This is a genomic window from Luteimonas sp. RC10, from assembly GCF_014192745.1.
Taxonomy (GTDB): Bacteria; Pseudomonadota; Gammaproteobacteria; order Xanthomonadales; family Xanthomonadaceae; genus Luteimonas.
In genome coordinates, this window is record NZ_JACHYJ010000004.1 from 1 (window position 1) to 25,041 (window position 25,041).

At 69.5% G+C, this 25,041-nt stretch carries 22 protein-coding genes, 2 tRNA genes and 2 pseudogenes; 13 read left to right on the forward strand and 13 right to left on the reverse strand.

Translation table 11 applies throughout. The annotated features are described in order from the left end of the window. Window positions 1-607 precede the first annotated feature (607 nt). Window positions 608-1,746 (forward strand): annotated as a pseudogene (locus tag FHW73_RS08490) (IS3 family transposase). Window positions 1,747-1,757: 11 nt separating this feature from the next. Here the strand turns inward: FHW73_RS08490 and FHW73_RS08495 are convergent. The 4 genes and pseudogenes from FHW73_RS08495 to serS all read right to left on the reverse strand — a co-directional run bounded on the left by FHW73_RS08495 (window position 1,758) and on the right by serS (window position 4,681). Next, window positions 1,758-1,994 carry a DUF6538 domain-containing protein gene (locus FHW73_RS08495; RefSeq protein ID WP_183426287.1) on the reverse strand — a complete coding sequence of 79 codons (237 nt, stop codon included), beginning with the start codon at window positions 1,992-1,994 and terminating at the stop codon, window positions 1,758-1,760. A gap of 99 nt (window positions 1,995-2,093) precedes the next feature. Next, window positions 2,094-2,183, reverse strand: a tRNA-Ser gene (locus FHW73_RS08500). A 158-nt stretch (window positions 2,184-2,341) separates the two neighbouring features. Further along, a pseudogene (locus FHW73_RS08505) lies at window positions 2,342-3,268 on the reverse strand (LysR family transcriptional regulator); the annotation flags it as partial. 132 nt (window positions 3,269-3,400) lie between these two features. Beyond that, on the reverse strand, window positions 3,401-4,681 hold the full coding sequence (serS, locus tag FHW73_RS08510) for a serine--tRNA ligase (RefSeq protein ID WP_183426289.1): 1,281 nt from the start codon (window positions 4,679-4,681) through the stop codon (window positions 3,401-3,403). Between the two features lie 118 nt (window positions 4,682-4,799). Here serS and FHW73_RS08515 point away from each other — a divergent pair, with 118 nt between their 5' ends. Both FHW73_RS08515 and FHW73_RS08520 read left to right on the forward strand, forming a co-directional pair. Further along, the gene (locus FHW73_RS08515) at window positions 4,800-5,450 is read left to right on the forward strand and encodes an energy transducer TonB (RefSeq protein ID WP_183426290.1); all 651 of its coding nucleotides are present in this window, start codon (window positions 4,800-4,802) and stop codon (window positions 5,448-5,450) included. A 76-nt stretch (window positions 5,451-5,526) separates the two neighbouring features. Beyond that, window positions 5,527-6,099: an energy transducer TonB gene (locus FHW73_RS08520; RefSeq protein ID WP_183426291.1), complete on the forward strand. Its 573-nt coding sequence runs from the start codon at window positions 5,527-5,529 to the stop codon at window positions 6,097-6,099. A gap of 154 nt (window positions 6,100-6,253) precedes the next feature. On the opposite strand, the gene aroA is transcribed toward FHW73_RS08520, so the two are convergent. From aroA to serC, 3 genes are all read right to left on the reverse strand, one after another. Next, on the reverse strand, window positions 6,254-7,576 hold the full coding sequence (gene aroA, locus FHW73_RS08525) for a 3-phosphoshikimate 1-carboxyvinyltransferase (protein ID WP_183426292.1): 1,323 nt from the start codon (window positions 7,574-7,576) through the stop codon (window positions 6,254-6,256). Next, a complete protein-coding gene (pheA, locus tag FHW73_RS08530) occupies window positions 7,573-8,694 on the reverse strand; it encodes a prephenate dehydratase (protein ID WP_183426293.1) in 1,122 nt (373 codons plus the stop codon). Before pheA ends, aroA begins: the two co-directional genes overlap by 4 nt. A gap of 168 nt (window positions 8,695-8,862) precedes the next feature. Continuing rightward, window positions 8,863-9,963 (reverse strand): 3-phosphoserine/phosphohydroxythreonine transaminase, encoded by a 1,101-nt coding sequence (gene serC / locus FHW73_RS08535; RefSeq protein WP_183426294.1) that lies wholly within the window; start codon window positions 9,961-9,963, stop codon window positions 8,863-8,865. Window positions 9,964-10,094: 131 nt separating this feature from the next. On the opposite strand from serC, the gene msrP reads away from it, so the two are divergent. Continuing rightward, window positions 10,095-11,060, forward strand: a complete 966-nt coding sequence (msrP, locus tag FHW73_RS08540; protein ID WP_183426295.1) for a protein-methionine-sulfoxide reductase catalytic subunit MsrP — start codon at window positions 10,095-10,097, stop codon at window positions 11,058-11,060. A gap of 41 nt (window positions 11,061-11,101) precedes the next feature. Continuing rightward, on the forward strand, window positions 11,102-11,710 hold the full coding sequence (locus FHW73_RS08545) for a protein-methionine-sulfoxide reductase heme-binding subunit MsrQ (RefSeq protein WP_183426528.1): 609 nt from the start codon (window positions 11,102-11,104) through the stop codon (window positions 11,708-11,710). A gap of 22 nt (window positions 11,711-11,732) precedes the next feature. Here FHW73_RS08545 and FHW73_RS08550 read toward each other — a convergent pair whose 3' ends face one another. Continuing rightward, window positions 11,733-11,966: a hypothetical protein gene (locus FHW73_RS08550; protein ID WP_183426296.1), complete on the reverse strand. Its 234-nt coding sequence runs from the start codon at window positions 11,964-11,966 to the stop codon at window positions 11,733-11,735. A gap of 32 nt (window positions 11,967-11,998) precedes the next feature. After that, window positions 11,999-12,802 carry an FHA domain-containing protein gene (locus tag FHW73_RS08555; RefSeq protein ID WP_183426297.1) on the reverse strand — a complete coding sequence of 268 codons (804 nt, stop codon included), beginning with the start codon at window positions 12,800-12,802 and terminating at the stop codon, window positions 11,999-12,001. Between the two features lie 104 nt (window positions 12,803-12,906). Between FHW73_RS08555 and FHW73_RS08560 the strand changes: the two genes are divergently transcribed. The 3 genes from FHW73_RS08560 to FHW73_RS08570 all read left to right on the forward strand — a co-directional run bounded on the left by FHW73_RS08560 (window position 12,907) and on the right by FHW73_RS08570 (window position 14,237). Then, window positions 12,907-13,179 (forward strand): polyhydroxyalkanoic acid system family protein, encoded by a 273-nt coding sequence (locus FHW73_RS08560; protein WP_183426298.1) that lies wholly within the window; start codon window positions 12,907-12,909, stop codon window positions 13,177-13,179. A gap of 155 nt (window positions 13,180-13,334) precedes the next feature. Next, window positions 13,335-13,409, forward strand: a tRNA-Val gene (locus tag FHW73_RS08565). A gap of 210 nt (window positions 13,410-13,619) precedes the next feature. Then, window positions 13,620-14,237, forward strand: a complete 618-nt coding sequence (locus tag FHW73_RS08570) for a mechanosensitive ion channel domain-containing protein (RefSeq protein WP_183426529.1) — start codon at window positions 13,620-13,622, stop codon at window positions 14,235-14,237. 115 nt (window positions 14,238-14,352) lie between these two features. On the opposite strand, the gene FHW73_RS08575 is transcribed toward FHW73_RS08570, so the two are convergent. Together FHW73_RS08575 and FHW73_RS08580 are read right to left on the reverse strand one after the other, a co-directional pair. Next, window positions 14,353-14,700: a RidA family protein gene (locus FHW73_RS08575; protein WP_183426299.1), complete on the reverse strand. Its 348-nt coding sequence runs from the start codon at window positions 14,698-14,700 to the stop codon at window positions 14,353-14,355. 78 nt (window positions 14,701-14,778) lie between these two features. Continuing rightward, the gene (locus FHW73_RS08580; protein WP_183426300.1) at window positions 14,779-15,042 is read right to left on the reverse strand and encodes a DksA/TraR family C4-type zinc finger protein; all 264 of its coding nucleotides are present in this window, start codon (window positions 15,040-15,042) and stop codon (window positions 14,779-14,781) included. A 92-nt stretch (window positions 15,043-15,134) separates the two neighbouring features. Between FHW73_RS08580 and FHW73_RS08585 the strand changes: the two genes are divergently transcribed. Continuing rightward, complete coding sequence (locus FHW73_RS08585; protein WP_183426301.1) at window positions 15,135-16,388, forward strand: TIGR03862 family flavoprotein; 1,254 nt, start codon at window positions 15,135-15,137, stop codon at window positions 16,386-16,388. 18 nt (window positions 16,389-16,406) lie between these two features. Here the strand turns inward: FHW73_RS08585 and FHW73_RS08590 are convergent, their stop codons facing one another. Then, on the reverse strand, window positions 16,407-19,286 hold the full coding sequence (locus tag FHW73_RS08590) for a GGDEF and EAL domain-containing protein (protein ID WP_183426302.1): 2,880 nt from the start codon (window positions 19,284-19,286) through the stop codon (window positions 16,407-16,409). A gap of 199 nt (window positions 19,287-19,485) precedes the next feature. On the opposite strand from FHW73_RS08590, the gene FHW73_RS08595 reads away from it, so the two are divergent. Genes FHW73_RS08595 through FHW73_RS08610 form a run of 4 tightly spaced genes read left to right on the forward strand, consistent with a single transcriptional unit; the run spans window position 19,486 to window position 23,312 of the window. Next, entirely contained in the window at window positions 19,486-20,052 is a 567-nt protein-coding gene (locus FHW73_RS08595) for an RNA polymerase sigma factor (RefSeq protein WP_183426303.1), read from the forward strand. After that, on the forward strand, window positions 20,049-20,936 hold the full coding sequence (locus FHW73_RS08600) for a hypothetical protein (protein ID WP_183426304.1): 888 nt from the start codon (window positions 20,049-20,051) through the stop codon (window positions 20,934-20,936). Before FHW73_RS08595 ends, FHW73_RS08600 begins: the two co-directional genes overlap by 4 nt. A gap of 7 nt (window positions 20,937-20,943) precedes the next feature. Then, window positions 20,944-21,534: a YigZ family protein gene (locus tag FHW73_RS08605; RefSeq protein ID WP_183426305.1), complete on the forward strand. Its 591-nt coding sequence runs from the start codon at window positions 20,944-20,946 to the stop codon at window positions 21,532-21,534. Continuing rightward, window positions 21,534-23,312, forward strand: a complete 1,779-nt coding sequence (locus tag FHW73_RS08610) for an ABC transporter transmembrane domain-containing protein (protein WP_183426306.1) — start codon at window positions 21,534-21,536, stop codon at window positions 23,310-23,312. Before FHW73_RS08605 ends, FHW73_RS08610 begins: the two co-directional genes overlap by 1 nt. A gap of 34 nt (window positions 23,313-23,346) precedes the next feature. Here the strand turns inward: FHW73_RS08610 and FHW73_RS08615 are convergent, their stop codons facing one another. Then, on the reverse strand, window positions 23,347-25,002 hold the full coding sequence (locus tag FHW73_RS08615) for an acyl-CoA dehydrogenase family protein (protein WP_183426307.1): 1,656 nt from the start codon (window positions 25,000-25,002) through the stop codon (window positions 23,347-23,349). Between the last annotated feature and the right edge of the window lie 39 nt (window positions 25,003-25,041).

Sequence of the window (25,041 nt, forward strand, 5' to 3'; positions counted from 1 at the left end):
TACCTACAACTGGCATCGTCCGCATGCCAGCCTCGACTACAAGCCGCCTATCTCCAGAATTCCGATGCCTGTGAACAACGTGCTGGCTTTACACACCTAGCTAACTGAAGCGGGCAATTTATTTCCATCCAGACAAAATCTCATCCTGCATTTATTTTTCATTCACAACTAAACTGTGATTGATTGCACTTCTAAGTTAGCTTATTTACTGAATGCAGTAAGCTAATGAATCCAGGACCGGGATTCGAGATCACCGCAACCATTTGATTTTAAAAGCGTGACTGCGGGCAACAAATCAGCGAGTTCAATGAGCCCAGTGCCCGCGCCAACCAATGCTAGGTCACGACTATCCGGGCAGATTTTTGAAACAACCCCATTGACGATTTCGATGCCTGATTTATTGCTGTTTCCATAGTAAACAATGGAAACCCAGCAATGACCTCCCTCCTCATTTCGCAACTAGAAGATTACGCCAGCCATCCCTTCGGCCTGCTCCACCTCAAAGGCCTGTCCATCGGGCGCCTACAGATCGATGAGGCTTGTCTTGGTCTAATTCTGGCGGACACCTCGATAGGGATGATCATCGCCAACGAGGACCGAACACAACATGACATCCCGCCCCCGCAGAAATTTCGACACCGCCTTCAAGCTGCAGGTGGTGCAGATGATCCGAGACCATGGCCTGAGCGTGGGCTAAGTGTGCCGCGACCTGGACGTGGTCGATAGCGCGGTGCGTCGCTGGCTGACTTAGTACGAGCCGAGCAGGCCGGCAGCCGGGACAAGGCAAGCCGCTGACACCCGAGCAGCAACGCATCCGTGAATTGGAGCGGGAGAACCAACGACTGCGTGAGGACAGCTTGCTAAAAAAAGCATCGGCCTTCTTCGCCCGGGAACTGAAGTGATCCAGCAGATGATCGATCAGTGGCAGGAGAAGGCCGAGACCGCCCGCCTGTGCCGACTTCTGGGCGTGAGTCGTTCGGAGCTGTATGCCGCCCGCCGGCGGCGGGCGGCACCGAGATCCTACTCGCTCGCGGCACCTTTGCAGGCCGCCTTCCTGGCCAGCGGTGGCACTACGGTAGCCGTCGGTTGAGCGCGAGCTTGAAAGCCCAGGGCCTGCCGGCCCGGCGCTACCGGGTGCGCCGGCTTATGAAGCAACAGGGTCTGACGGCGCGCTGGAAGCGCAAGTTCGTCCATACCACCGACAGCCGGCACGCGCTGCCGGTGGCGGACAACGTCCTGGACCGACGCCTCAACCCGGAGGCCCCCGATCAGGCCTGGGTGGTCGACATCACCTACATCCGCAGCGAGCGTGGCTGGCTGTACCTGGCTGCGGTGTTGGACCTGTATTCGCGCAAGGTGGTCGGCTGGGCGATGGCACCGAACACGCCGGCCGAACTGGTCTGTACCGCCTTGCAGATGGCCATCGCCCTGCGCCAGCCCAAGCCAGGCCTGATCGTGCACACCGACCGCGGCAGCCAATACGCCAGCCAAGCCCACCGCGACCTGCTGACCAAGCACAAGCTGGTCGCCAGCATGAGCCGCAAGGGCAACTGCTGGGACAGCGCGGTGATGGAGCGCTTCTTCCTGAATCTGAAGATGGAGCGGGTCTGGCAGCGCCGCTACGCCAACTACAGCGGAGCCATCGCCGACATTACCTACTACATCGTCGGCTTCTACAACACCCACTGGCTGCACTCCACCCTCGGCTATCAATCCCCGGCCGACTACGAGAACGCCACCGCCTGAAAATCCCTTATCTACGCGTCCACCAAAACTTGACCACGACGGTCCTTGGACAGCTTCGCCACGCGTTGATCCCTCAACAAACCGAAGAGACGAGCATAGCTGGCGGCGAGCAGAAGGGCGCGCACGCGGGCCAGCGGAAGGTCGTTCGTACGCAACGAGCGCTTGAGGAGATGGCAGCCGAAAACCGGCTTGAGGTCGAGAGGGACGCGCTGGCGAAACGCCCAGCGGCCGGACGAGGATCGAGACATGTGGTGAGGGATACGCATCGGGTTGTGACCCGATTTGTGTCCTGATTCGCCAACACTAAAATCGAAATTTATCTAATAAATCAGATAGATGCGCTGCATTGGCGGAGAGAGTGGGATTCGAACCCACGGAAGGTTTGACCCTTCGGCGGTTTTCAAGACCGCTGCCTTAAACCACTCGGCCATCTCTCCGTTGTTACTGCGCTCCCACACTACACCGCGCTTCGCGCTGTGCGGGTGGATCAGTGCTGGACCTGCGGGCCAGCCCCGCCTCAGGACATTGTCGCACGCGGTGCGCATTGCGCGATGCGCGGCGCGGGGGTCGGGGCGCAATCGCGGGCTTTGCGGTCGCAGTTGCGGCAATCCAGGCTCGAGGCTTCGATCAGCGGGGGCAGCTTCTCGGCCAGGAAGTCGATGAACACCCGGACCGCCGGCAGCAGGCCGCGGCGCGAGGCGAACACGGCGTGGGCGATGCCCTGCGGCAGGTGCCAGTCGGGCAGTACGACCTCGAGTTCGCCATTGCGCACGGCTTCGGCGCACAGGGTCTCGGGCAGCATCGTGATGCCCAGGCCCTGCTTGGCCAGCGCCATCAGCATCGGGAAGTCGAAGCCGGCGACGCGGGGCTTGAGCTCGACGCGACGGGTGGTGCCGTCGGCGGCCTGCAGGTCCCAGCGCTGCTTCACTTCGTCCTCGCCCATGCTCATCGTGGTGTGCTGGCTGAGTTCGTCCGGGTCCTTGGGGCGGCCCATGCGATCGAGATAGCCGGGGCTGGCGACCAGCAGTTCCTGGATCTGGCCGAAGCTGCGCATGACCAGGCTGCCGTCGTCATCGAGCTTGGCGCGCACGCGCACGGCAACGTCGAAGCCCTCGTTGATGACGTCCACGCGGCGGTTGCTGACGTGCAACTGCACGCGCACCTGCGGGTAGCGGGCCAGGAACTCGGGCAGCATCTGGGGAATCGACTGCTGGGCGATGCTCACCGGCACGCTCACGCGTACCAGGCCGCGCGGCTCGGCGCTGAGCCGGTCGACGACCTCACGCGCAGCGGTGGCCTCGGCCAGCATCGATTGCGCATGGCGGAACACGCTCTGGCCAACATCAGTGACGGCAAAGCGGCGGGTCGAGCGCTGCAGCAGGCGCACGCCCAGTTCGGTTTCCAACTGGCTGATGCGCCGGCTCAGCCGGGACTTCGGGATCCCGAGCGCTCGCTCGGCTGCGGCGAAGCCGCCATGCTCGACCACCATGGCGAAGTAATAGAGATCGTTGAGATCCTGCATGGGGAGCCGCCTTGCTATCAGGACAATAGGCGATATTGGACCACTTCCATCCTATTTCCACAACGAATTCCACCGGGCGGCTTCCCGGCGGTTCATCGCGGCCATGCGCCGTCGGCGCCCCGCCGCCGGCCTTCAGCCCAGGCGGGTGGCGCCGCCCATGTACGGCTGCAGCACCTCGGGGACTTCGATCGTGCCGTCGGGGTTCTGGAAGTTCTCCATGACCGCGATCAGCGTGCGGCCCACCGCGAGGCCCGAACCGTTGAGGGTGTGCACGAGTTCGGGCTTGCCGGTCTCGGGATTGCGCCAGCGCGCCTGCATGCGGCGGGCCTGGAAGTCGCCGCAGTTCGAGCACGAGGAGATCTCGCGGTAGGTCTGCTGCGAGGGCAGCCAGACTTCGAGGTCGTAGGTGCGGCGCGCGGCAAAGCCCATGTCGCCACTGCACAGCAGCATGCGGCGGTACGGCAGCCCGAGGCGCTCGAGCACGGTCTCGGCGCACCGGGTCATGCGTTCGAGTTCGGCGTCGCTGTCGGCCGGGCGCACCACCGAGACCATTTCCACCTTTTCGAACTGGTGCTGGCGGATCATGCCGCGGGTGTCGCGGCCATGGCTGCCGGCCTCGGACCGGAAACACAGCGAATGTGCGCTCATGCGCAGCGGCAACCGCTCGGCCTCGACGATCTCGTCGCGGACCAGGTTGGTCAGCGAGATCTCGGAGGTGGAGATCAGGTAGCGCTTCTGTTCGCCCAGCGCGGTGGCGAACATGTCTTCCTCGAACTTGGGCAGCTGACCGGTGCCGTAGAGGCTGTCGGCGTTGACGATCACCGGCACGCTGGTTTCCTCGTAGCCGTGTTCGCCGGTATGCAGATCGAGCATGAACTGGGCGAGCGCGCGATGCAGGCGCGCGAGCGGGCCGCGCAGCACCGTGAAGCGGGCGCCGCTGAGCTTGGCGGCGGCCTCGGCATCGAGCCAGCCGTCGCGGGCGCCGAGCTCGACGTGGTCGCGGACCGGGAAGTCGAAGCTGCGCGGCGTGCCCCAGCGCGCCCGCTCGACGTTGTCGGCCTCGTCGCGTCCCACCGGCACGCTGGCGTCGGGCAGGTTCGGCACGCTCAAGGTCAGCGCCTCGAGTTCGGCCTTGATGCCGTCCAGGCGGGATTCGCTGGCCTTGAGTTCGTCGCCGAAGCCGGCGACCTCGGCCAGCAGCGGGGCGACATCCTCGCCGCGCGCCTTGGCCTGGCCGATCGCCTTGCTGCGCGTGTTGCGCAGATTCTGCAGTTCCTGGGTGCGGACCTGGATCTGCTTGCGCTCGGCCTCCAGCGACTCGATGCGCGACACCGGCAGGTCGTACCCGCGGCTGTCGCGCAGGCGCGCGGCGGTGTCGGCGAGGTGTTGGCGCAGCAGGCTGGGATCGAGCATCGGGGCGTCGTCATCGAAAGCGGGAGCGGCATTATCGCCCGGATCGGCGATGCGCCGAAGCGGCGGCCGCGCGGCGGACGTGTGACAGAATCGGGCGCCCTGTCCGCTGGAGCCCGCCGTGTCCGCACCCTCGCCCGCCTCGCGCCCCCGCCACGCGGTTCGGCAATGGCTGCCGACCCGGCGCGCGTGGCTGATGATCGCGGCGGCCTGCGCGCTGGGCGGCCTGCTGTTCGCGGGGCTGTGGTGGCAGCAGCGCGACACGCGCACCTCGGCCGGCGACATCGCGATCGGCGGTCCGCCGGACGCACCCGATCGAACCGCCACGCCGTTGCCGGCCCCGCTGCCGGCCAGTGTGGACGGGGCCAGCGGACGCTTTGGCCCCTCTGAAAGCGCGCCCCAGGGGCCGCCTGCCACGATCTCGCCGCCGGTCGCGAGCGGGCCGGCACCAGCCCCGGCAGCGCCGCCGCCGGAGGCAACCACGCAGGCTGCCGACAGCACGCCCCGGCCACTGTCCGCGCCACAGCCGCGTTACCCCCGTGCATCGCTGCGGCGGGGTGAGACCGGCGATGTGATGTTGCGGGTACAGGTCGGGGCCGATGGCCGCGTGGCGGGCATCGATGTGATCGCCAGCAGCGGACACGCGCGCCTGGACCGCGCCGCCGTCAGCGCGGTCCGCCGCTGGCGCTTCGAACCGGCGATGCGCGCCGGTCAGCCGGTCCCCGGCGAGGTGCGCGTGCCGATCGCATTCTCCCCCGCAGACGAGTCCTGAGCCCCGCCCGTCGCTGACAAGCTCTCCACATCGGCGGTGGGAGGCTCGGCGCATCTTCCGGCGTGGAGCTACGACGATGAGCGATCCGATGCGGCGTCCTGACGATGTGCCCCCTCCGGCCGCCCCACCTCCGGAGCCGCCCCGCAAGGGCTCCAGCCCGCTGATCTGGATCCTGCTGCTGGTGGCGCTGGTGGCGCTGGGCTGGTACTTCCTGAGCAAGCGCGATATGCCGCAGAGCGAGCCGCTGCCGCCGCCACCGACGATCGGTGATGGCGTCACCCCGCCGGCCGAACGCGAGCCGACGCGGACGCCCGACCGGACCTCACGCCTGTCTGCGACCACCGCGCCTGCGGATCGTCCTGCCCGCGTGGTGGACCAGCCGCGTCCTGACTATCCGGCCGCGGCCCTGCGCAATCGCGAAGAGGGCTCGGTCACATTGCTCGTCCAAGTAGACGCCGCCGGCAAGCCGACCGATATCAGCGTCGAGCAGCGCAGCCGCTCGCGCGATCTCGATCGCGCCGCGATGGAAGCGGCGCGGAACTGGACCTTCGAACCGGCGATCCGCAACGGCAAGCCTGAGGCGAGTTCAGTCCGGGTCCCGGTCGACTTCACCCTCGAAGACCAGCCGGGCACCACCGCGCGCAACTGAGTGCGTCGCGACGTCGACGTCATCGGCCTGCTCCCCGTCACGGGGAGCAGGCTTCAACATCAGCATTGCCAACTCGGCGGGGGGTGACGGCGCTGCCGCGAGTCTGAAACAGCAGGCGTGACCTTGCACGCCGGCAGAACGCCGCCGAGCCCTCTCAGTCGCCCTGCAGGCCGAACCCGGCCCCGCGCGCCAGCCGCACGAACCCGGGGAACGATGTCGCGACGTTGGCGGTATCGCAAATCGCGACGTCGCCAGCTGCGCGCTGGGCGGCCACCGCAAACGCCATCGCGATGCGATGGTCGCCGTGACTCTCGACCTCACCACTGCCGAACACCACCCCGGCCCCGGCGCTGCCAGGAATCGTTGCGCCGTCGGGCGCTTCGTCGATCGCGATACCGAGCCTGCGCAGCCCGGTGGCCATCACTGCGATGCGGTCCGACTCCTTGACCCGCAGCTCGGCCGCACCCGTCACCCGGGTCGGCCCGTCGGCGCAGGCAGCGGCGACGAACAGCGCCGGGAATTCGTCGATCATGTCCGGCACGTGAACTTCCGGCACATCGATACCGCGCAGCGATGCGTGACGCACGCGCAGGTCGGCCACCGGCTCGCCGCCCTGCTCGCCGGCATTCGATGCCTCGATGTCCGCGCCCATCAGTCGCAGTACATGCAGCAGGCCGGTGCGGCGCGGGTTCATGCCGACCCGGCGCAGCAGCAGATCGGAGCCGGGCACGATCGACGCCGCCACCAGGAAGAACGCCGCCGACGAGAAGTCAGCCGGCACGTGCACGTCGGTCGCGCGCAGGCGATGGCCGCCGGACAGCCGTGCGAGCCCCGGCGAGAAGTCGATCGGCCAACCGAACGCGGCGAGCATGCGCTCGGTGTAGTCGCGGGTGGGCCGCGGCTCGTGGATCACCGTCTCACCGTCGGCATACAGGCCGGCAAGCAGCAGCGCCGACTTGACCTGGGCGCTGGCCAGCGCGTTCTCGTACTCGATGCCGGCCAGGCGCTGGCCGCCCTGCACGCGCAGCGGCGGCACCCCGCCTTCACCGGTGTCGATGCGCGCGCCCATGCGCGCCAAGGGCTCGGTGACGCGCCGCATCGGCCGCTTGGACAGCGACGCATCGCCGACCAGCTCGCTGTCGAAGGTCTGGCCGGCGAGCAAGCCGGCCAGCAGGCGCATGCCGGTGCCGGCATTGCCACAGTCGAGCGGACCGTCGGTGGCACGCAGACCATCGATGCCGACGCCGTGGACGACGCGCTCGCCGGTTGCAGGTGTCTCGATGGACACGCCCAGACGGCGGAAGATCGCCTCGGTGGCACGGGCATCTTCACCTTCGAGAAAGCCCGTAATGCGCGAGGTGCCGTCGGCCAGCGAGGCGAGCATGATCGCCCGGTGCGAGACCGACTTGTCGCCCGGCACATCGAGTTCGCCGCGCAGCGGCGCGCCGGCGGTGGCGATCCAGCGGGCGGCGCTCATGGCACAGCCACCGGGTAGGAGCCCAGCACTCGGACATCGCCGGCGAAGGCGTCGATCTCGCCCAGTGCGTCCTTGAGTGGGGACTCGTCGACATGGCCGGCGACGTCGATGAAGAAGGCGTACTGCCACAGCGCGCCGTGCGCGGGCCTGGATTCGATCCGGTTCATGCTGATGCCGCGCCGCGCCAGCGGCTCGAGGATGCGGTAGAGCGCGCCGGGCTGGTCGCGGATGAACACCATCAGCGAGGTACGGTCATTGCCCGACGGCGGAAAGGCGCCGCGGCCGATGACCAGAAAGCGCGTGGTGTTGTCGCTGCGGTCCTCGATCGGCCCCGCGATGACTTTCATGCCGTAGACGTGCGCAGCGTTCTCGCCGGCAATCGCCGCGGCATCGTCGGATTTCCGCGCCCGGCGCACGCCCTCGGCGTTGCTGACCACCGCGTGCTTCTCGGCCTGCGGCAGGTTCTGGCGCAGCCAGCCCTTGCACTGCGCCAGCGACAATCCATGCGAATACACCCGCTCGATCTCGTCGAGCCGGCCCGTGCGCGAGAGCAGATACTGGTGCACGCGCAGCTCGACCTCGCCGCAGATGCGCAGCGGCGAGGTCAGGAACAGGTCGAGCGTGGACTGGATCGTGCCCTGCCCGGAGTTTTCGACCGGCACCACACCGAAATCGGCATGGCCGGCGGCGACTTCGTCGAACACCTCTTCGATGCTCGCCAGCGGCAGACCCATCGCCGAGTGGCCGAACTGCTTGTGCACCGCCTGCTGGGAGAACGTGCCTTCCGGGCCCAGGTAGCCGATCTTCAGCGGCTCCTGCTGGGCCAGGCACGCCGACATGATCTCGCGGAACAGGCGCACCAGTTCGGTGTCCGACAACGGGCCATCGTTGCGGTCGACCACGCGGCGCAGCACCTGGGCTTCGCGCTCGGGTCGGTAGTAGTCGACAGCGGCGGCGAGCTTGCCCTTGGCCTTGCCGACCTGGCGCGCGAACTGCGCGCGTTCGGCGATCAGGGTCTGGATCTGGTGGTCGATGCCGTCGATCTGTGCGCGCACCGCGGCCAGGTCGGGCGGCGGTGCGGCTTTGTCGGCGGCTTTTTTCTTCGGCTTGGCGGCCATCAATGGTCTCTCAGAATCGATGCTGGGATACGGTCGCACAACGCTGGCGCCGACATACCGACGCCGTCCGTGACGCCGCAATGTCGGACGCTCGGGCCCCTGCCCGGCCCTCCATCGCCGGCTTCGCGGTCACTATCGATGCCGGACGACATCGGGGTGGCGGGCCGCTCATCCCCGCCGCTGCTGGAAATCCTGCATGTAGGCGACGAGCGCGCGGACGCCCTCGACCGGCATCGCGTTGTAAATCGACGCGCGCATGCCGCCGAGCACCCGGTGGCCCTTGAGCCCGATCAGCCCGGCCTCGCGCGCGCCGGCCAGGAAGTCGGCGTCGAGCGCGGGGTCAGTGAGGAAGAACGGCACGTTCATGCGCGAGCGCACCTCGCGCGCGACATCGTTGCGGTAGAAGCCGCCCGAGCCGTCGATGGCGGCATACAGCAGCCCGGCCTTCTCGTCGCTGCGGCGGTCGAACTCGGCGGTGCCGCCCTGGTCGAGCATCCAGCGGAACACCAGGCCGGCCAGGTACCAGTTCCAGGTCGGCGGGGTGTTGAGCATCGAGTCGTTGGCCAGATGCGAGGCGTAATTGAAGATGTCGGCGCGCGGCTGGCCGGCGCGCTCGAGCAGGTCGCGGCGCACGATGACGACCGACAGGCCGACCGGCCCGAGGTTCTTCTGGGCGCCGGCATAGATCAGGCCGTAGCGGCTGATGTCGATCGGCTCGGACGCGATGCTCGAGCTGAAATCGGCGAACAACGGGACATCGCCGGTGTCGGGCGCGGGCGCCCCCCAGGCCGGCCGATACTCGACGCCGTGGATGGTCTCGTTGGCGGTGATGTGCACGTAGGCGGCGCCCGGCGTCAGGCGCCAGGTCTCGCGCGCCGGGATCGTGCGGAAGCCATCGGCCTCGCCGCTGGCGGCGACATTGACCGCGACCGCCGGGGTGAGCTGACGCAGCGCCGTGCGTCCCCAATGGCCACTGACGACATAGTCGACGGTGTCGCCGGGCGCCGCGAAGTTCAGCGCGATCAGCGCCTGCTGGGTGGTCGCCCCGCCCTGCAGGAACAGCACCGCGTAATCGTCGGGCACCGCGAGCAGCGTCCGCAGATCGGCCTCGGCGCGCGTGGCCACGGCCATGAACTCCGGCCCGCGGTGGCTCATCTCGACAATCGAGGCGCCGGCATCGCCCCATTCCAGCATGTCGGCCTGGGCCTGTTTCAGCACGCTTTCAGGCAATGCCGCAGGTCCAGGGGCAAAGTTGTAGGCTCGCGCCATCGCTCGACTCCGCTCGTTCGCAGGCCGGCAAGTATGCCGCAGTGCAGCAGCCTTGACGCGCGGCCAATGGTTGCGATGGCAACGTATTCCGCGTTGCCCCATTTGCGGCGCGCACGCGCCAGGAGCCAGCGATGTCATTGCGCGACGCCTTGCGGATTCCCGAATCCGAAATCACCGACGAGGCGGTCTATCGCGACCGCCGTCGCCTGCTCGCGCTGCTGGCCGCGACCCCGGCGCTGGGTTTGGCCGGCTGCGCGGAGGCCGAACCGCCGCCGCCCAGCACCGCCCCGGTCACCCCGGCACAGGCGCGCAGCGGCTTTCGCACCGACGAGCCGCTGACCCGCTACGAGGACATCACCTCGTACAACAACTTCTACGAGTTCGGCACCGGCAAGGCCGACCCGTCGCGCGCGGCCAAGACCCTGCGCACGACGCCCTGGAGCGTCGAGTTGGCCGGCGAATGCGCCAAGCCCGGACGCATCGCGCTCGAAGACCTGCTGCGCGGCATCGCCAGCGAAGAGCGCATCTATCGCCTGCGCTGCGTGGAAGGCTGGTCGATGGTGATCCCGTGGACCGGCGTGCCGCTGGCCGCGGTGCTGCGCCGGTTCGAGCCCACCGCCAAGGCCAAGTACGTGGCGTTCACCACGCTGGCCGACCGCGAGCAAATGCCGGGCCTGCGCTTCCGCTCGATCCGCTGGCCGTATCGCGAGGGCCTGCGCATCGATGAGGCCATGCACCCGCTCGCGTTCCTGGCAACCGGCCTGTACGGCAAGGCGCTGCCGCAACAGAACGGCGCGCCGCTGCGACTGGTCGTGCCATGGAAGTACGGCTTCAAGAGCATCAAGTCGATCGTGCAGATCCGCTTCGTCGAACGCATGCCCAGTACAGCGTGGAACGACCTGCAGCCGTCGGAATACGGCTTCTTCAGCAACGTCAATCCGGCGGTCGACCACCCGCGTTGGAGCCAGAAGACCGAGCGCCGGATCGCCGGCACCAACCGATTGCTTGCCAACCGCATCGACACCCGTCCATTCAACGGCTATGCGGACCAGGTCGCCTCGCTCTACGCCGGCATGGATCTGCGCAAGTGGTATTGAGCCCAGCGCGCGCGCGCCAGCGCCGTGCGACACCGACCGGCATCGTCGCCGGCAAGGCGTTGGTGCACGCCTTGGCGCTCGCACCGCTGGCCTGGCTCGGCTGGCGTGTGTGGGGCGTGCTCGGCGGCGGCAACATCGACGCGCTCGGCGCCGAACCGGTGGTGGCGATCGAACACGAACTGGGCATCGGCGCACTGCGCCTGTTGCTGATCACGCTGGCGATCACGCCATTGCGTCAGCTCAGCGGATGGACCGCGCCGCTGCGCTTTCGGCGGATGCTCGGGCTGTACGCCTTCGCCTACGCCAGCCTGCATTTCGCTGCCTGGCTGGCGCTGGACCTGGTGGGCGACCTGTCGCAGGTGGCCACCGAAATCGCGCGCCGGCCCTACATCACCGTGGGCTTTCTGGCCTGGCTGCTGCTGGTGCCCTTGGCGGTGACCTCGACGCTTGGCTGGATGCGCCGGCTGGGCCGCAATTGGGGCCGCCTGCACCGCTTGGTCTACGCGATCGCCGCGCTGGCAGTGCTGCACTTCTGGTGGATCGTGAAATCCGACTGGCGCGAGCCCGCGCTCTACGCCGGGCTGCTGGCGTTGCTGCTGGGCTGGCGGGTGTGGAAGGCGCTGGCGCGGCGACGCGCCGCGGCGCGCTGACGGTCATCCGCAGCCGAAAGCGTCAGCGGCCAGACAGCAGGGCGGCACGGCGGCGCGCATGCTCGTCCGCATCGATCGCGCCTTCGCGATGCAGGCGGTCGAGCGCGGCCACCTGCGCCACCAGGCCCTCATCAAGGCGGGGTGGCGGCTTGCGCTGGCTGCGCACGATCGCCCAGACGACGATCCCGACCACGGCAGCGAAGATCGCGACCAGGAACAGCAGGATGAGCAGGTGCCAGATGCTGAAGGCGAGCATATCGATCGCTCCTTCGAAGACCGCGTACCCGCTCAGCTCGCGCCGAACAGGAACAGTGCACCCAGCGCCGCGGCCAGCAGCACCGCCGCAAGCAACAGCCAGGGCAACCGCAAGCGCCCGGTCGCCGGAACATCGAACGGATCGGGCCCATCGTCGAATTCGTCCGCCGGGCCGTGGCCGAAGGTGATCATGCCGCCGCGGGCCGGCGCTTCGACGACGAAGCGATGGTGGGCGTCGAACACGATCTGGTCGCCAGGCTGCAGCAGCGCGTCGCGCACCGTCTGGCCATTGACCACGCTGCCTTCCGCCGAGCCCAGGTCGATCAGCCGCACCCGATCGCCTACCCGCTCCAGGCGCGCATGGCGATCGGCGAAGCCGGGATCGTCGATGCGGATGTCGGCATCGGACTGGCGACCGATCAGGCGTGCGCGGTCGAGCGTGAAGCAGCGCCCGTGGTAGCGACCACCCAGCCCGCGCAGCACCATGCGCGGATCGGGATCGGCCGCATCGCCCTGCGGCACGTCTTCTGCGGACGGCGGCGCGGGCGGCTGCTCGGGAAGCAGACGCAACTCGTGCCCGGCAACGAAGATCGCATCGCCGGTGCGCAGCATCGCCACACGCTGAATCCGCCGCCCGTTGACGTGGACGCCGCCCGCGTCCTCGCCCACCGTCAGCCAGACGCCGCGGCGGTCGACGCACACCCGCACGCAGGCCGCCTCGGTCGACACCGGGCCGAGCCCGGCGCCGTCGGCGCGCAGGCCGATCCCGAGCTCGCCCGCATCGAGGGGCAGATCATCGGTCGAGGAACCGGGAAAACGCAGCTTGAGCGCAGTCATGCGGCGGAAATCTAGCACGAGCCACGCCGCGCGCCGCATCCGTCACTTGGTCGATGCGCCGCGGCGCCCCAGAATGAGCGCCCAATCCAGACAAAGCGACCGACATGTCCGGTATCGACATCACCCACCCCCACTCCCTGCCGCAAGCCGAGGCACGCAGCGCAGTCGAAGACGTCGCGCGCCTGCTGGCCGAGCGTTTCGACATGAAGTACGCGTGGAACGGCGACACGCTCAACTTCAACCGCTCCGGCGTCGACGGCGCGATCGCCTTGCTGCCCGACAGCCTGCACGTGACCGCCAAGCTGGGCTTCCTGCTCTCGGCGATGCGCGGCCCGATCGAGGCCGAGATCCGCCGCGTGCTGTCGGAGCGGTTCTGAGCGCAGGGACGGCGCTGGCGACACGCCTGCACGCGTGGCTTGTCGGCGCGTCGATTCGACCGTAGAATGCGCGTCCCGATCGCACCGGCAGCCTTGCGGCCCCGGCGAACAGACAGCGGAACGGCAACGTTCCCCAGTCCTGGCGACAGCGTTTCGGGCGGTTAGCTCAGCGGTAGAGCATTGCCTTCACACGGCAAGGGTCGCAGGTTCGAACCCTGCACCGCCCACCAGCAGTATCGGACAAGCCGGCCCAGTGCCGGCTTTTTCGTGTCCGACGCATGAGCATTTCGTACGCGTGGCAGCCCGTCGATGTCCGTCGCGTTCGGCATGTCGAGTTCACGATCGGCAACCATGGCAACACGCCGCGCTGCGTGCGCGCCGCGGCCCAGCGGTGCCGCGCGTAGAATTCCCACGACGGCGCCGCGGGCGCCTTGTGCGAAGTGGGTGTGCGCTTGACCGATCGTCTTCCTCCCTGGCTGCATGAGTGGCTCGACATCGTCGTGCCGGGCGGCCAGATCCTGCTGATCCTGCTCGCGGCCTGGCTGTTGCGCCTGCTCGGGCGGCGCCTGCTCGACCGCGTGGGACGCCGCTACACGTTGCCACCCGAAGCGGTGGTCGGCGCACGCCGGGTCATGACCTTCCTGATCTACGCGGCCGCGCTGCTGCTGGCGCTCGAGCGCATGGGCGTGTCGGGCACGGTGCTGTGGACCGCATTCACGGGCTTTGCGGCAGTGGGCGCGGTGGCGTTCTTCGCGGCCTGGAGCGTGCTGTCGAACATCTTCTGCACGATGCTGATCCTGACCACGCGGCCGTTCCGGCTCTACGACCATGTCGAGCTGCTGGAGAACGGCGAGAAACCGGGCCTGCGCGGCCAGGTCGTGGACATCAATCTGGTCTACACGACCTTGCGCGAGACCGACGACGGTGACGGCGCGGGCACCGTGCTGCAGGTGCCCAACAGTCTGTTCTTCCAACGGGCGCTGCGACGCTGGCGCGGCGGCGCCCTGCCCGAGCCCAAGGGCGTGGGCGCCAAGCGGGGCGATCCGCTCGACGTGTGACCCGGCGCATCGGACGCAAACCGCAAAAACCGGGGTCAGAGTGCAATTTCGCGAGCTGAAATTGCATTCTGACCCCGGTGTTTCCGACCCCGCTTTGCTCCCGGGGTGCCGGATGTCAGCCGACGACGGCCGAAACGACGATCTCGATCCGCCAGCCCGGGTCGGCCAGCCGTGCCTCGACGGTCGCGCGCGACGGCGCTTGGCCGGCGACCACCCAGCGGTCCCATTCGGCGTTCATGCCGGCAAAATCCGCGATGTCGGCCAGGTAGATCTGCGCTTGCAGGATGCGGGTCTTGTCGCTGCCGGCCTGCGCCAGCAGCGTGTCGATCGCGGCCAATACCTCGCGGGTCTGGACGCCGATATCGGCGCCGGCGGTCTCGGGCACCTGCCCCGCACAGTAGACGATGCCGTTGTGGATGCTGGCCTCGGACATGCGCGGGCCGGCGTCGATGCGCTGGATCATGGGGCGTTCCTGACATGAAGGCCGCCCACGGTAGCGATCGTGGGCGGCTCGCCGCAAGCACGGCGCGAGGCACGCGCATCAGCGCAACTGGCTGTCCTTGCTGCCGCGGCGGTTGTAGCCGGCCGATGCACGGTCCTCGTCATGCTGCGCCTGGCACTCGACGCACAGCCGCACACCGGGCACGGCGATGCGACGCGCTTCGGGGATCGGCGCATCGCATTCCTCGCAATGACGCAGGCCGGGGCCGCGGCGCAGCTGGCTGCGCGCGCGCTCGATCGCGTCCTTGACGGTCGCATCGATCTGATCCTGCACCGCACCGTCGCTTGCCCATCCGGTCGCCATGGCCGAGTCCTGCTGTTCGCAACGTCTGCCCAGGAGCCTAGCAGTGCGCCTGTGGTTGGGGGATGAGTGCCGGCGGCCGGCATAATGGCGCGATGTCCGATGCGCCCCGCTCCCCTGCTCCCTCCCGCCTGGCGATCGTCGGCGGCGGTCCTGCGGGATTGTTCGCAGCTGAGGTCGCCCGCGCCGCAGGCGTGGAGGTCGACCTGTTCGATGCCAAGGGCTCGGTCGGGCGCAAGTTCCTGATCGCCGGCAAGGGCGGGTTGAACTTGACCCACGCCGAGCCCAGGCCGGCGTTCGACGCCCGCTACGGCGCGCGCGCGGACGCGGTCGGGCGCTGGCTCGACACCTTCGATGCGCAGGCGCTGCGCGACTGGGCGAAGGCGCGCGGGGTGGCGACCTTCGTCGGCAGTTCTGGGCGGGTGTTCCCGGAGGATCTCAAGGCCGCGCCGTTGTTGCGCGGCTGGGTGCGGCAACTGCGCGAGGACGGCGTGCGCTTCCATGTCCAGCATCGCTGGACCGGCTGGGATGCCGACGATCGGCTGAACTTCGCGACACCACAGGGGCCGCAGACGCATGCGGCCGACGCGGTGCTGCTGGCGATGGGCGGCGGCAGTTGGCCCGAGCTGGGCTCCGACGGCGCATGGCAGAGCCTGCTCGCGGCACGCGGCATCGAAGTCGCGCCGCTGGTGCCGGCCAATTGCGGATTCGATATCGGCTGGAGCGCCCACCTGGCGCAGCGCCATGCCGGTGCACCGCTCAAGCCGGTGATCCTGCACTGGCGCGCGGCCGACGGCACGCCGCAGGCGTTGCAGGGCGAGTGCGTGCTCACGACGACTGGCATCGAAGGCAGCGCCATCTACGCGATCTCGAGTGCGCTGCGCGACACGATCGTGCGCGACGGCCACGCCCGGCTCGAGATCGACCTCGCGCCGGGACGCGATGCCGCGCGTCTGCAGCGCGATCTCGAACGCCCGCGCGGGCGCCGCAGCATCGGCGAGCACCTGCGCCGGGCGACCGGCCTGGATGCCGCCAAGACCGCGCTGCTGTTCGAACGGCTCGATCGCGATGCGCTGGGCGATGCCGCGCGCGTGGCCGCGGTGATCAAGCGGCTGCCGCTGATCCTGCGCGCCCCGCGCCCGCTGGCCGAGGCCATCTCCAGCGCGGGTGGCGTCCATTTCGAGGCGCTCGACGAGGCGCTGATGCTGCGCGCGTTGCCGGGCACGTTCGTTGCCGGCGAGATGATCGACTGGGAAGCGCCGACCGGCGGCTATCTGCTGACCGCATGCTTTGCCAGCGGCCGGCGCGCCGCGCAGGGCGCGCTGGACTGGCTGCAGCGCACGCGCTGAGCGCGTCGCCGGCCCGGCTCAACCGATGCCGGTTGCGCGTTCGGCGGCCGGACGCCCGTACAGGAAGCCTTGGCCGTACTGGCAACCCAGCCCTGCGAGCAGATCGCGTTGCTGCGCGGTCTCGATGCCTTCGGCGATGGTGTCGATGCCCAGCGTCGCCGCCAGTGCCAGGATCGCGCGCACCAGCGCCAGGCTTTCGGCGTGCATCTCTCCCCCCAGCCCGAGCACGAAGCTCTGGTCGATCTTCAGCGCCTGGATCGGAAAGCGGTGCAGATACGACAACGCCGAGAAGCCGGTTCCGAAGTCGTCGAGCAGCGCCAGCACGCCATGACTGCGCAGCACGTTGAGCATGCGCAGCGCACGCGGCGCATCGTCGAGCAGCGCGACCTCGGTGATCTCGATCCGCAGCCGGCGCGGGTCGGCGCCGGCCTCGTCGATCAGCCGCAGCAGCCGCTCGACGAAGTCCTCGGAGCGGAAGTGTCGCGGCGAGACATTGATCGAGACGTAGCCGGTACCGCCATCGGCCGCCATGTGCCGGAAGACCTGGCGGTACATCAACCAGTCGACCTGCTCGATCAGCCCGCTGTCCTCACCGACGCCGATGAACTCGGCCGGCGACAGCAGCCCGTGCACCTCGTGCCGCCAGCGCAGCAAGGCCTCGTGGCCGACAACCGCGCCATCGGCCAGGCGCACGATCGGCTGGAAGTGCGGCTCGAACGCGTCCTGCAGAATCGCCCGGCGCAGGTCGGCCTCCAGATCCAGCAGGCGCATGGCCTCGGCCCGCATTGCCTCGTCGAAGCGCTCGCTGCGATCGCGGCCGCAGGCCTTGGCCCGGTACATCGCCGCGTCCGCGTCGCGCAGCACGCCATCGCCGTCCACGTACTCGGGATGGGACATCGCGATGCCGATGCTCGCCGACGGGAACAGTTCGCGCCCAGCGACCCAGACCGGTTTGGCCAGCGCCGCCAGCAGCGCACTCGCCCGGCGATCGGCGATTCCCGGATCGTCGACGCCGCCGAGCAGGATCGCGAACTCGTCGCCGCCCAGCCGTGCGGCGATGTCGTCGGGGCCCAGCCAGGCGGTGATGCGCTGGGCGATCTCGACCAGCATGGCGTCGCCGGCCGCATGGCCGACGCTGTCGTTGACCAGCTTGAAGCGGTCCAGGTCGAGGAACAGCACCGCGAACGCGGCCCGCCCGCCCTCGCGCAGCGGCGACAGCGCGGCATCCAGGCGTTCGAGCAGTTGCACGCGGTTGGGTAAGCCGGTCAACGGATCGTGGCGCGCCTGATGGACCAGGCGTTGCTGGGCGCGGATGCGCTCGCCGATCTGCGCGCGCAACTCGCGGTTGGCGCGTTCCAGTTCGCGGGTGCGCGCCTCGACGCGAAACTCCAGTTCCGTGTGCGCGGCCTTGAGCTGTTCCTGCGCGCGCTTGCGGTCCATCGCGCTGTCGATGTGATGGGCGACGAAGGTCAGCAGCGCCTGGTCATTGGGCGAGAACGCGATCTGCGGGTCGTAGCTCTGCACTGCGATCACTCCGACCGGCCGGCCGTCGCGACCGAGCGGCACGCCCAGCCAGCATTGCGCGTGGCTGCCGTGACTGCGCAGCGCCCCGGCCGCTTCCAGCCGCCGGATGTCCTCGTGCATGGCCAGCAACGGCGCGCCGGTTGCGATCACATACTCGGTCAAGCCGTCGCCGCGCGGCCGCGCCCGGCGAACCGCATCGCGCTCGTCGATCGAGTACGGAAATTCCAGCCGGGTGCCGTCGGGGCTGAGCATGGCGATGTAGAAATTGCGCGCGTACAGCAGTTCGCCGACGATCGCATGCAGGTCCGCGTAGAAACGCTCCAGGCTGCCGGGGGCTGCCGACAGTTCGCTGATCCGATACAGCGCACGCTGCAAGGTGCCAGCGCGCTCGCGCTCGACAATCTGGGCCTGCAGTCCGCGGTTGGCGGTCTGCAGTTCCTGCGTGCGCGAGGCGACCCGCCGCTCGAGCTCGGCCTGGGCACGCTTGCGGTCGAGCGCAGTCAGAATGTGCTGGGCGACGAACTCCAGCAGCGCCCGGTCCTCATCGCGGTAGCGGTCAGGCTGGTCGTAACTCTGCACCACGAGCGCCCCGCAGATGCGCCCGTCGCGGCGCAGCGGTACGCCGAGCCAATCGGCGCTGTCGGGGCCGTGCAGCGTGTCGCTGTCGGGGAGGCCGTACTGGGCGCGCAATGCGGCCGACGGGCCCAGCATCGGCTGCCCCTCGCGCAGCAGCACAGTGGTCAGACTGTCGGGCATCTGCGCGATGGACAGTTCCTGCTGCGGATCGGCCTGCCAGGGATCGCGTTCGTCGACGAAGTACAGGAAGCGCAACGTCTCGCGCAGATCGTCGTAGAGCACGATGTAGAAGTTCTCGGCCGTGGTCAGCCGGCCGACGACGGCATGGATGCGCGCCAGCACCTCATCCATGTCCAGTGTGGAACTGGCCAGCTCGGCGATTTCATAAAGCGCCTGCTGCAGCCGTTCGGCCCGGCGCATCGACTCGAGCCGGCGCTCGGCGCGCGCCAACGCCAGCGCACCGGCCACGCCGTGCAGGGCCGCGGGCAACCAGGCCGCGGCGGCAGCGTCATCGCCCGCGGCGACCTGAATCGCGATCGCGAGTCGGCCGTCGTCCTGCACCATTGCACGAGCGTAACGTCGCAGGCCGGCCGGCGCCGTCGTATCGCCCTCGGTGCCCGCGTGCAGGGTCGCATCCGCCAGTGCAGCCAGGTCGCCCGGCGCATGGCCGGAGGTCAGCACACCGCTGCCGGACGCGTGCGATGCCCAGGTCACGGCCACCGCCGCACCCGCAGGCGCCGTCGCGATGACGGCGCGGAGCGGCGCTTCGGCGTCGTCGGCGGCAACGGCCGCGTTCATGCGATGGCAGACAGGCACGGTGCTCGACGATTCAGATCCTGCGGCAGCATACCCAAAAGCGCGACCATTGCCGCAGCCGCAGCCGCAACCCCATTGGCCGCGTCCGCGCGTTGTCCAGGGCATGGCCACCCTTGCCCGCCCCTGCCGCACGGCGCCTACGGGCTTCACGCCCGGCGCCGCGCCACGTACTCTGCGATGCATGCACGATGTCGCCAGCCAGCAGGAGCCCCCCGGCGACGACGCCCTGATGCTGGCATGGACCGCGGGCGACGTCGCCGCGTTCGAAACGCTGTATCAGCGCCATCGCGACAAGCTCTACCGCTTCCTGGTGCGCCAGGTGCGCAACCCCGCGCTGGCCGAAGAAATCTTCCAGGATGTCTGGCAGCGGGTCATTGCGGCGCGCGAAGGCTGGCGACCCGATGCGCTGTTCGCCACCTGGCTCTACCGCATCGCCCACAATCGCCTGACCGACCACTGGCGCGCCGCGCAGCATCGCCCGCCGCCGCCCGAAGACGCCGAGCTGCGGACGGCGCGCATCGTCGACCCGGACGATCCGGAGCGGCAGTTGTCGCAGTTCGAGCAGCGGCGCGGCCTGCAGCTCGCACTCGATGCGCTGCCAGACGAACAGCGCGAGGTCGTGCTGCTGCGACTCGAACACGAGCTCACGCTCGAAGAGATCGGCCGGATCACCGGCGTCGGCCGCGAGACGGTGAAATCGCGGCTGCGATACGCGATGGACAAACTGCGCGCGACCTTGACCCCATGAACAGCCCCGACCGCGAACCGCTGACGCCCGAGGAACAGTGGCTAGCCGACCGGCTGGCCTCGGGCCAGGCCGTGCCGTCCCCGGCGGTCGATGCGGCGATCCTGGCCGCCGCGCGCCACGCCGCGCAGGACGCGACCGGACCTGCGCATGCCCTCGCCTCCACGGCGCCCGCACGCACGGCCCCGCGCCGACGCCGTCGCTGGCCGGTGGCGTTCGGTGCAGCTGCGTCGCTGGCGATGGCGGTCGGCGTCGCGTGGCAACTGCGGCCAGTGCCGGAAACACCGCATGCGCCCTGGGCCGAGCGGACGGACGACGCGCATGACACCGCGCCGGCGGCGGCACGCAGCACCCCGGCCCCTGCCGTGGCGCGAGTGCCGGCCCCGGCACACGAGACAGCGGCGGCGATGTCCGCGCAGGACGCGCCGCAACAGCCAGCAGCCTCGGCCGCCGTCGAGGCGCCCGCCGTCGCTGCTCGCGAGGCGCAGACGCCGGTCGCCGGCCTGCCGCTGCCTGACGCGCGCCAGGCTGCCGGTTGGGGCCCGGCGCGCGGCGCCGAATCCGCCGCCACCGCCTACGGCAACCGCGTGACGACGCCAGAGCCATCGGCGCAGCGCGATGCGGCCGCCGAAGCCGACCGGGCATCGGCGGCCCCGCCGATGGCTGCACGTGCCCAGCCCCAGGCGATGGCGATCATCGAGGACCTGCCCGACGATGCGCCGCCGGCGTCGGCCGACGCGCCGGAGGTGCGCGAGGCCTGGCTGGCGCGCGTACGCGAACTGCTCGATGCCGGCGACATCGGCGCTGCCCGTGCCAGCCTTACGGAGTTCCACCGCCGCCATCCGCAGGCCGAACTGCCGCCCGACCTGCGCGCGCTGCTGGATTGAGATCGCGATGCCGCTCGACACCCTGGCCGCGACCGCCAGCCACGTCCTCGAGGTCAAGCACAGCCGCTTCGTCGCCCATGCCGCGCCGATTACCGTCGCCGACGATGCGGCGGCGTTCCTGCAACAGGTGGCGGTGCCCGATGCCACGCACAACTGCTGGGCCTGGCGGCTGGGCGACCAGTACCGCTCCAGCGATGACGGCGAGCCCGCCGGCACCGCCGGCCGCCCGATTCTGGCGGCGATCGACGGCCAGGGATTCGACCGGGTGGCCGTGGTCGTCGTGCGCTGGTTCGGCGGCATCAAGCTCGGAGCCGGCGGCCTGGTCCGTGCTTACGGCGGCTGCGCCGCCGAGTGCCTGCGGACCGCGCCGCGCGTGCCGCTGATCGAGACCTGCATCCTGCAGTTGCGTGCGCCCTTCGATACCCTGGGCGCGTTGCATGCCGCGCTGCCGGCCGCCGCCGCGCACAAGCTCGACGAGCGTTTCGACGCCGACGGCGCGCTGTTGCGTGTCGAATTGCCCTTGGATCGTGTCGCCGACTTGAAAACCCGGCTGCGCGATGCCACCCGAAACCGTATCCGCATCGACGACAATGCCTGATGGCCTTCCGATCCCGTTCCACCGTGGCTGAGCCCGGCAAACCGAAGGTGCGCATCGGTGCACTGAAGACCTTGTGGCCCTTCGTCATGCGTCAGCGCGGGCTGTTCATCGCCTGGCTGATCGCGCTGGCGGCCTCGTCGCTGGCCACGCTGAGCCTGCCACTGGCGGTGCGGCGCATGATCGACCACGGTTTCACCGGCGGCGACCAGATCGACACCGCATTCGCCTTGCTGCTGGTCGTCGCGGTAGCGCTGGCCTTGGCGACGGCCGCGCGGTTCTTTTTCGTCTCGCTGCTGGGCGAGCGCGTGGTCGCCGATCTGCGCAACCGTTTCTACGGGCACCTGCTGGACCTGGATCAGGCGTTCTTCGAGCAGAACCGCAGTGGCGACCTGGTCTCGCGCCTGAGCGCGGACACCGAGCTGCTGCGCTCGGTCGTCGGCACGACCATGTCGGTCGCGCTGCGCAGCGTGGTGATGGTGCTGGGCAGCCTGACGATGCTGGTGGTCACCAGTCCGCGCCTGGCGGCCTACACGCTGGTGGGCATTCCGCTGTTCGTGCTGCCGCTGGTGCTGGGCGGGCGCAAGCTGGAGAAGGTCTCGCGGCAGAGTCAGGACCGCATCGCCGATGCGAACGCGCTGGCCAACGAGACGCTGGGCGCGATCCGCACGGTGCAGGCGCATGCGCGCGAACCCTACGAGCGCGGCCGTTTCGGCGATGCCGTGCGCACTTCGGTCGCGACCGCGCGCCGGCGCATCGGCTTGCAGGCAATCATCACCGCGATCGCGATCACGCTGATCTTCGGCGCGGTCACCGTGGTGCTGTGGTCGGGCGCGCACGACGTGGTGGCCGGGCGGATGAGCGCCGGCACGCTGGGCCAGTTCGTGCTCTACGCGCTGTTCGGCGCCGGCTCGGTCGGTGCGCTGGCCGAGGTCTGGAACGACCTGCAGCGCGCAGCCGGCGGCATGGGCCGGATCTCGGAATTGCTCGACGAATCGCCATCGATCCGCGCACCGGCCACGCCCGCCACGATCGTCCAGCCTGCGCGCGGCGCGCTGCGCTTCGACGGCGTCACCTTCCATTACCCCAGCCGGCCCGACAGCCCGGCGCTCGATGGCTTCACGCTGCATGTCGCGCCGGGCGAAACGGTGGCGCTCGTCGGTCCTTCGGGCGCGGGCAAGAGCACGGTGCTGTCGCTGCTGCTGCGCTTCCACGACCCGGAGACCGGGGCATTGTCGATCGACGGTGTGGACCTGCGCACGCTCGACCCCGCGGCTCTGCGCGAGCTGATCGCGATGGTCCCGCAGCACCCGACGATCTTCGCCGCCAGTGCCCGCGACAACATCCGCTATGGCCGGCTCGATGCGACCGACGCCGAGGTCGAGGCCGCGGCGCGCGCGGCCGAGGCGCACGAGTTCATTGTCGACCTCCCGGAAGGCTATGACGCCCAGCTGGGCGAGCGCGGCGCGCGACTGTCGGGCGGTCAGCAACAGCGGATCGCGATTGCACGCGCGTTGCTGCGCGATGCGCCGATCCTGCTGCTCGACGAGGCGACCTCGGCGCTCGATGCACAAAGCGAGCACGCGGTGCAGCACGCGCTCGCGCGCCTGATGCAGGGCCGCACCACGCTGGTCATCGCGCATCGGCTGGCGACCATCCTCAAGGCCGATCGCATCGTCGTGCTCGACCGCGGGCGGATCGTCGCCCAGGGCACGCATGCCGAACTGCTGGCCCAGGGCGGCCTCTACGCGGAGTTGGCCAAGCTGCAGTTCATCGACTGAAGCCGCGCCGCGGCGCGGCTGCCGGCACTGCCCCTCAGGCCGGCAGCACGCGCGCCAGCGGCGCGTCGAGATCGATTCCCCGCTCGAGCGTGCCGAGCGCCAGGGCGTGGGCGCAGGCCAGCCGACTGGCGCAGAACGTCGCGGCGATCGGACTGTTCGCGCGCAGCAGTACCGCGCCCTGCAGCACCAGCGCGGTCGCCTCGACCAACCGCCGCGCCTGCGGCTCGGCGTCCTGCGGCGCACGCGCCACGTCGGCGAGTTGATCCGCAAGCCGGTCGGCGGCCGCGTCGAACGCCGCATGCATGCCCCGCGCGCCCTCGATCTGCGCCTGCAGCGCCGCGGCCACGCCCGGTTCGCGCGTCAGCGCACGCAGCACGTCCAGACATTGCAGGTTGCCACTGCCCTCCCAGATCGAGTTCAGCGGTGCCTGCCGGTACAGACGCGGCAGGATCGATTCCTCGATGTAGCCCGCACCGCCAAGGCATTCCTGCGCCTCGTTGACGACCGCCGGCGCGCGTCGGCACAGCCAGTACTTGCCGATCGCCGTGGCTACGCGCGCGAAGGCCGCCTGCGCCGGATCGCGGCCTGCCGCATCGACCGCACCGGCCACGCGCAGCGCCAGTGCGACCGCCGCCTCGGCTTCGATCGCGAGATCGGCGAGCACGTTGCGCATCAGCGGCTGCTCGGCGAGCACGCGGCCGAACGCCCGCCGGTGACGGGTATGGTGCAGCGCCTGGGCCAGCGCCATGCGCATCTGCGCGGCCGCCGCGAGCATGCAATCGAGCCGGGTCAGCATCACCATCTCCAGGATCGTCGCGACGCCGCGGCCCGCCTCGCCCACGCGCAGCGCCCAGGCGCGGTCGAACTCGATCTCGGCCGAGGCATTGCTCCAGTCGCCGAGCTTGTCCTTGAGCCGCATCAGCCGGAAGTCGTTGCGCTCGCCGCCCGGTCGCCGCCGGGGCATCAGAAAACACGTCGGCCCCGCCTCGGCCTGCGCCAGCACCAGAAACCCGTCGGACATGGGTGCCGAGAAGAACCACTTGTGGCCGCGCAGCGTGTAGGCGCCCTCCTCGCGCGTCGGGGTCGCTCGCGTGCTGTTGCTCCGCACATCGCTGCCGCCCTGTTTCTCGGTCATGCCCATGCCCAGGGTGACGCCCACCTTGTCGTCGATCGGCACATCGCGGGCGTCATAGCGCATCGTCGCGACCTTGTCGGCCCAGGCGCGCAAATGCGGCGCGCGGCGCAGCACAGGGACCGCAGCGTGGGTCATCGTCAACGGGCAGCTGGTCCCGGCGTCGGCCTGGTGATGCAGATACGCCAGCGCGGCGCGCGCCACATGTGCGCCGGGCACCGGCTGCGCCCATGACAGGCCGGCCACGCCCTGGCCGATGGCCGCCTCCATCAACTGGTGGTAGGCGGGGTGGAACTCGACGCGGTCGATGCGGTGGCCGAAGCGGTCGTGCGTGCGCAGCCGCGGACGGTCGCGGTTGGCGTCGAAGCCCGCGGCGTAGAGCGCATCGCCAGCGAGCGCGCCGTAGCGCGCCAGTCGATCGGCGAAGGCGTCGCCGCCTTCGCGCGCCACCGCTTCGCGCAATGCAACATCGTCGTGCCAGAGGTCGCGCGGCGCGAACTCCGGCGGCTGGTTGTCGACCTCGTGGGTGGCGTCTGTGCTCATGGCGCGCGTCTCCATCCTCGGACCTGCACCGATTCTCGCGCATGCCAGGCGTGC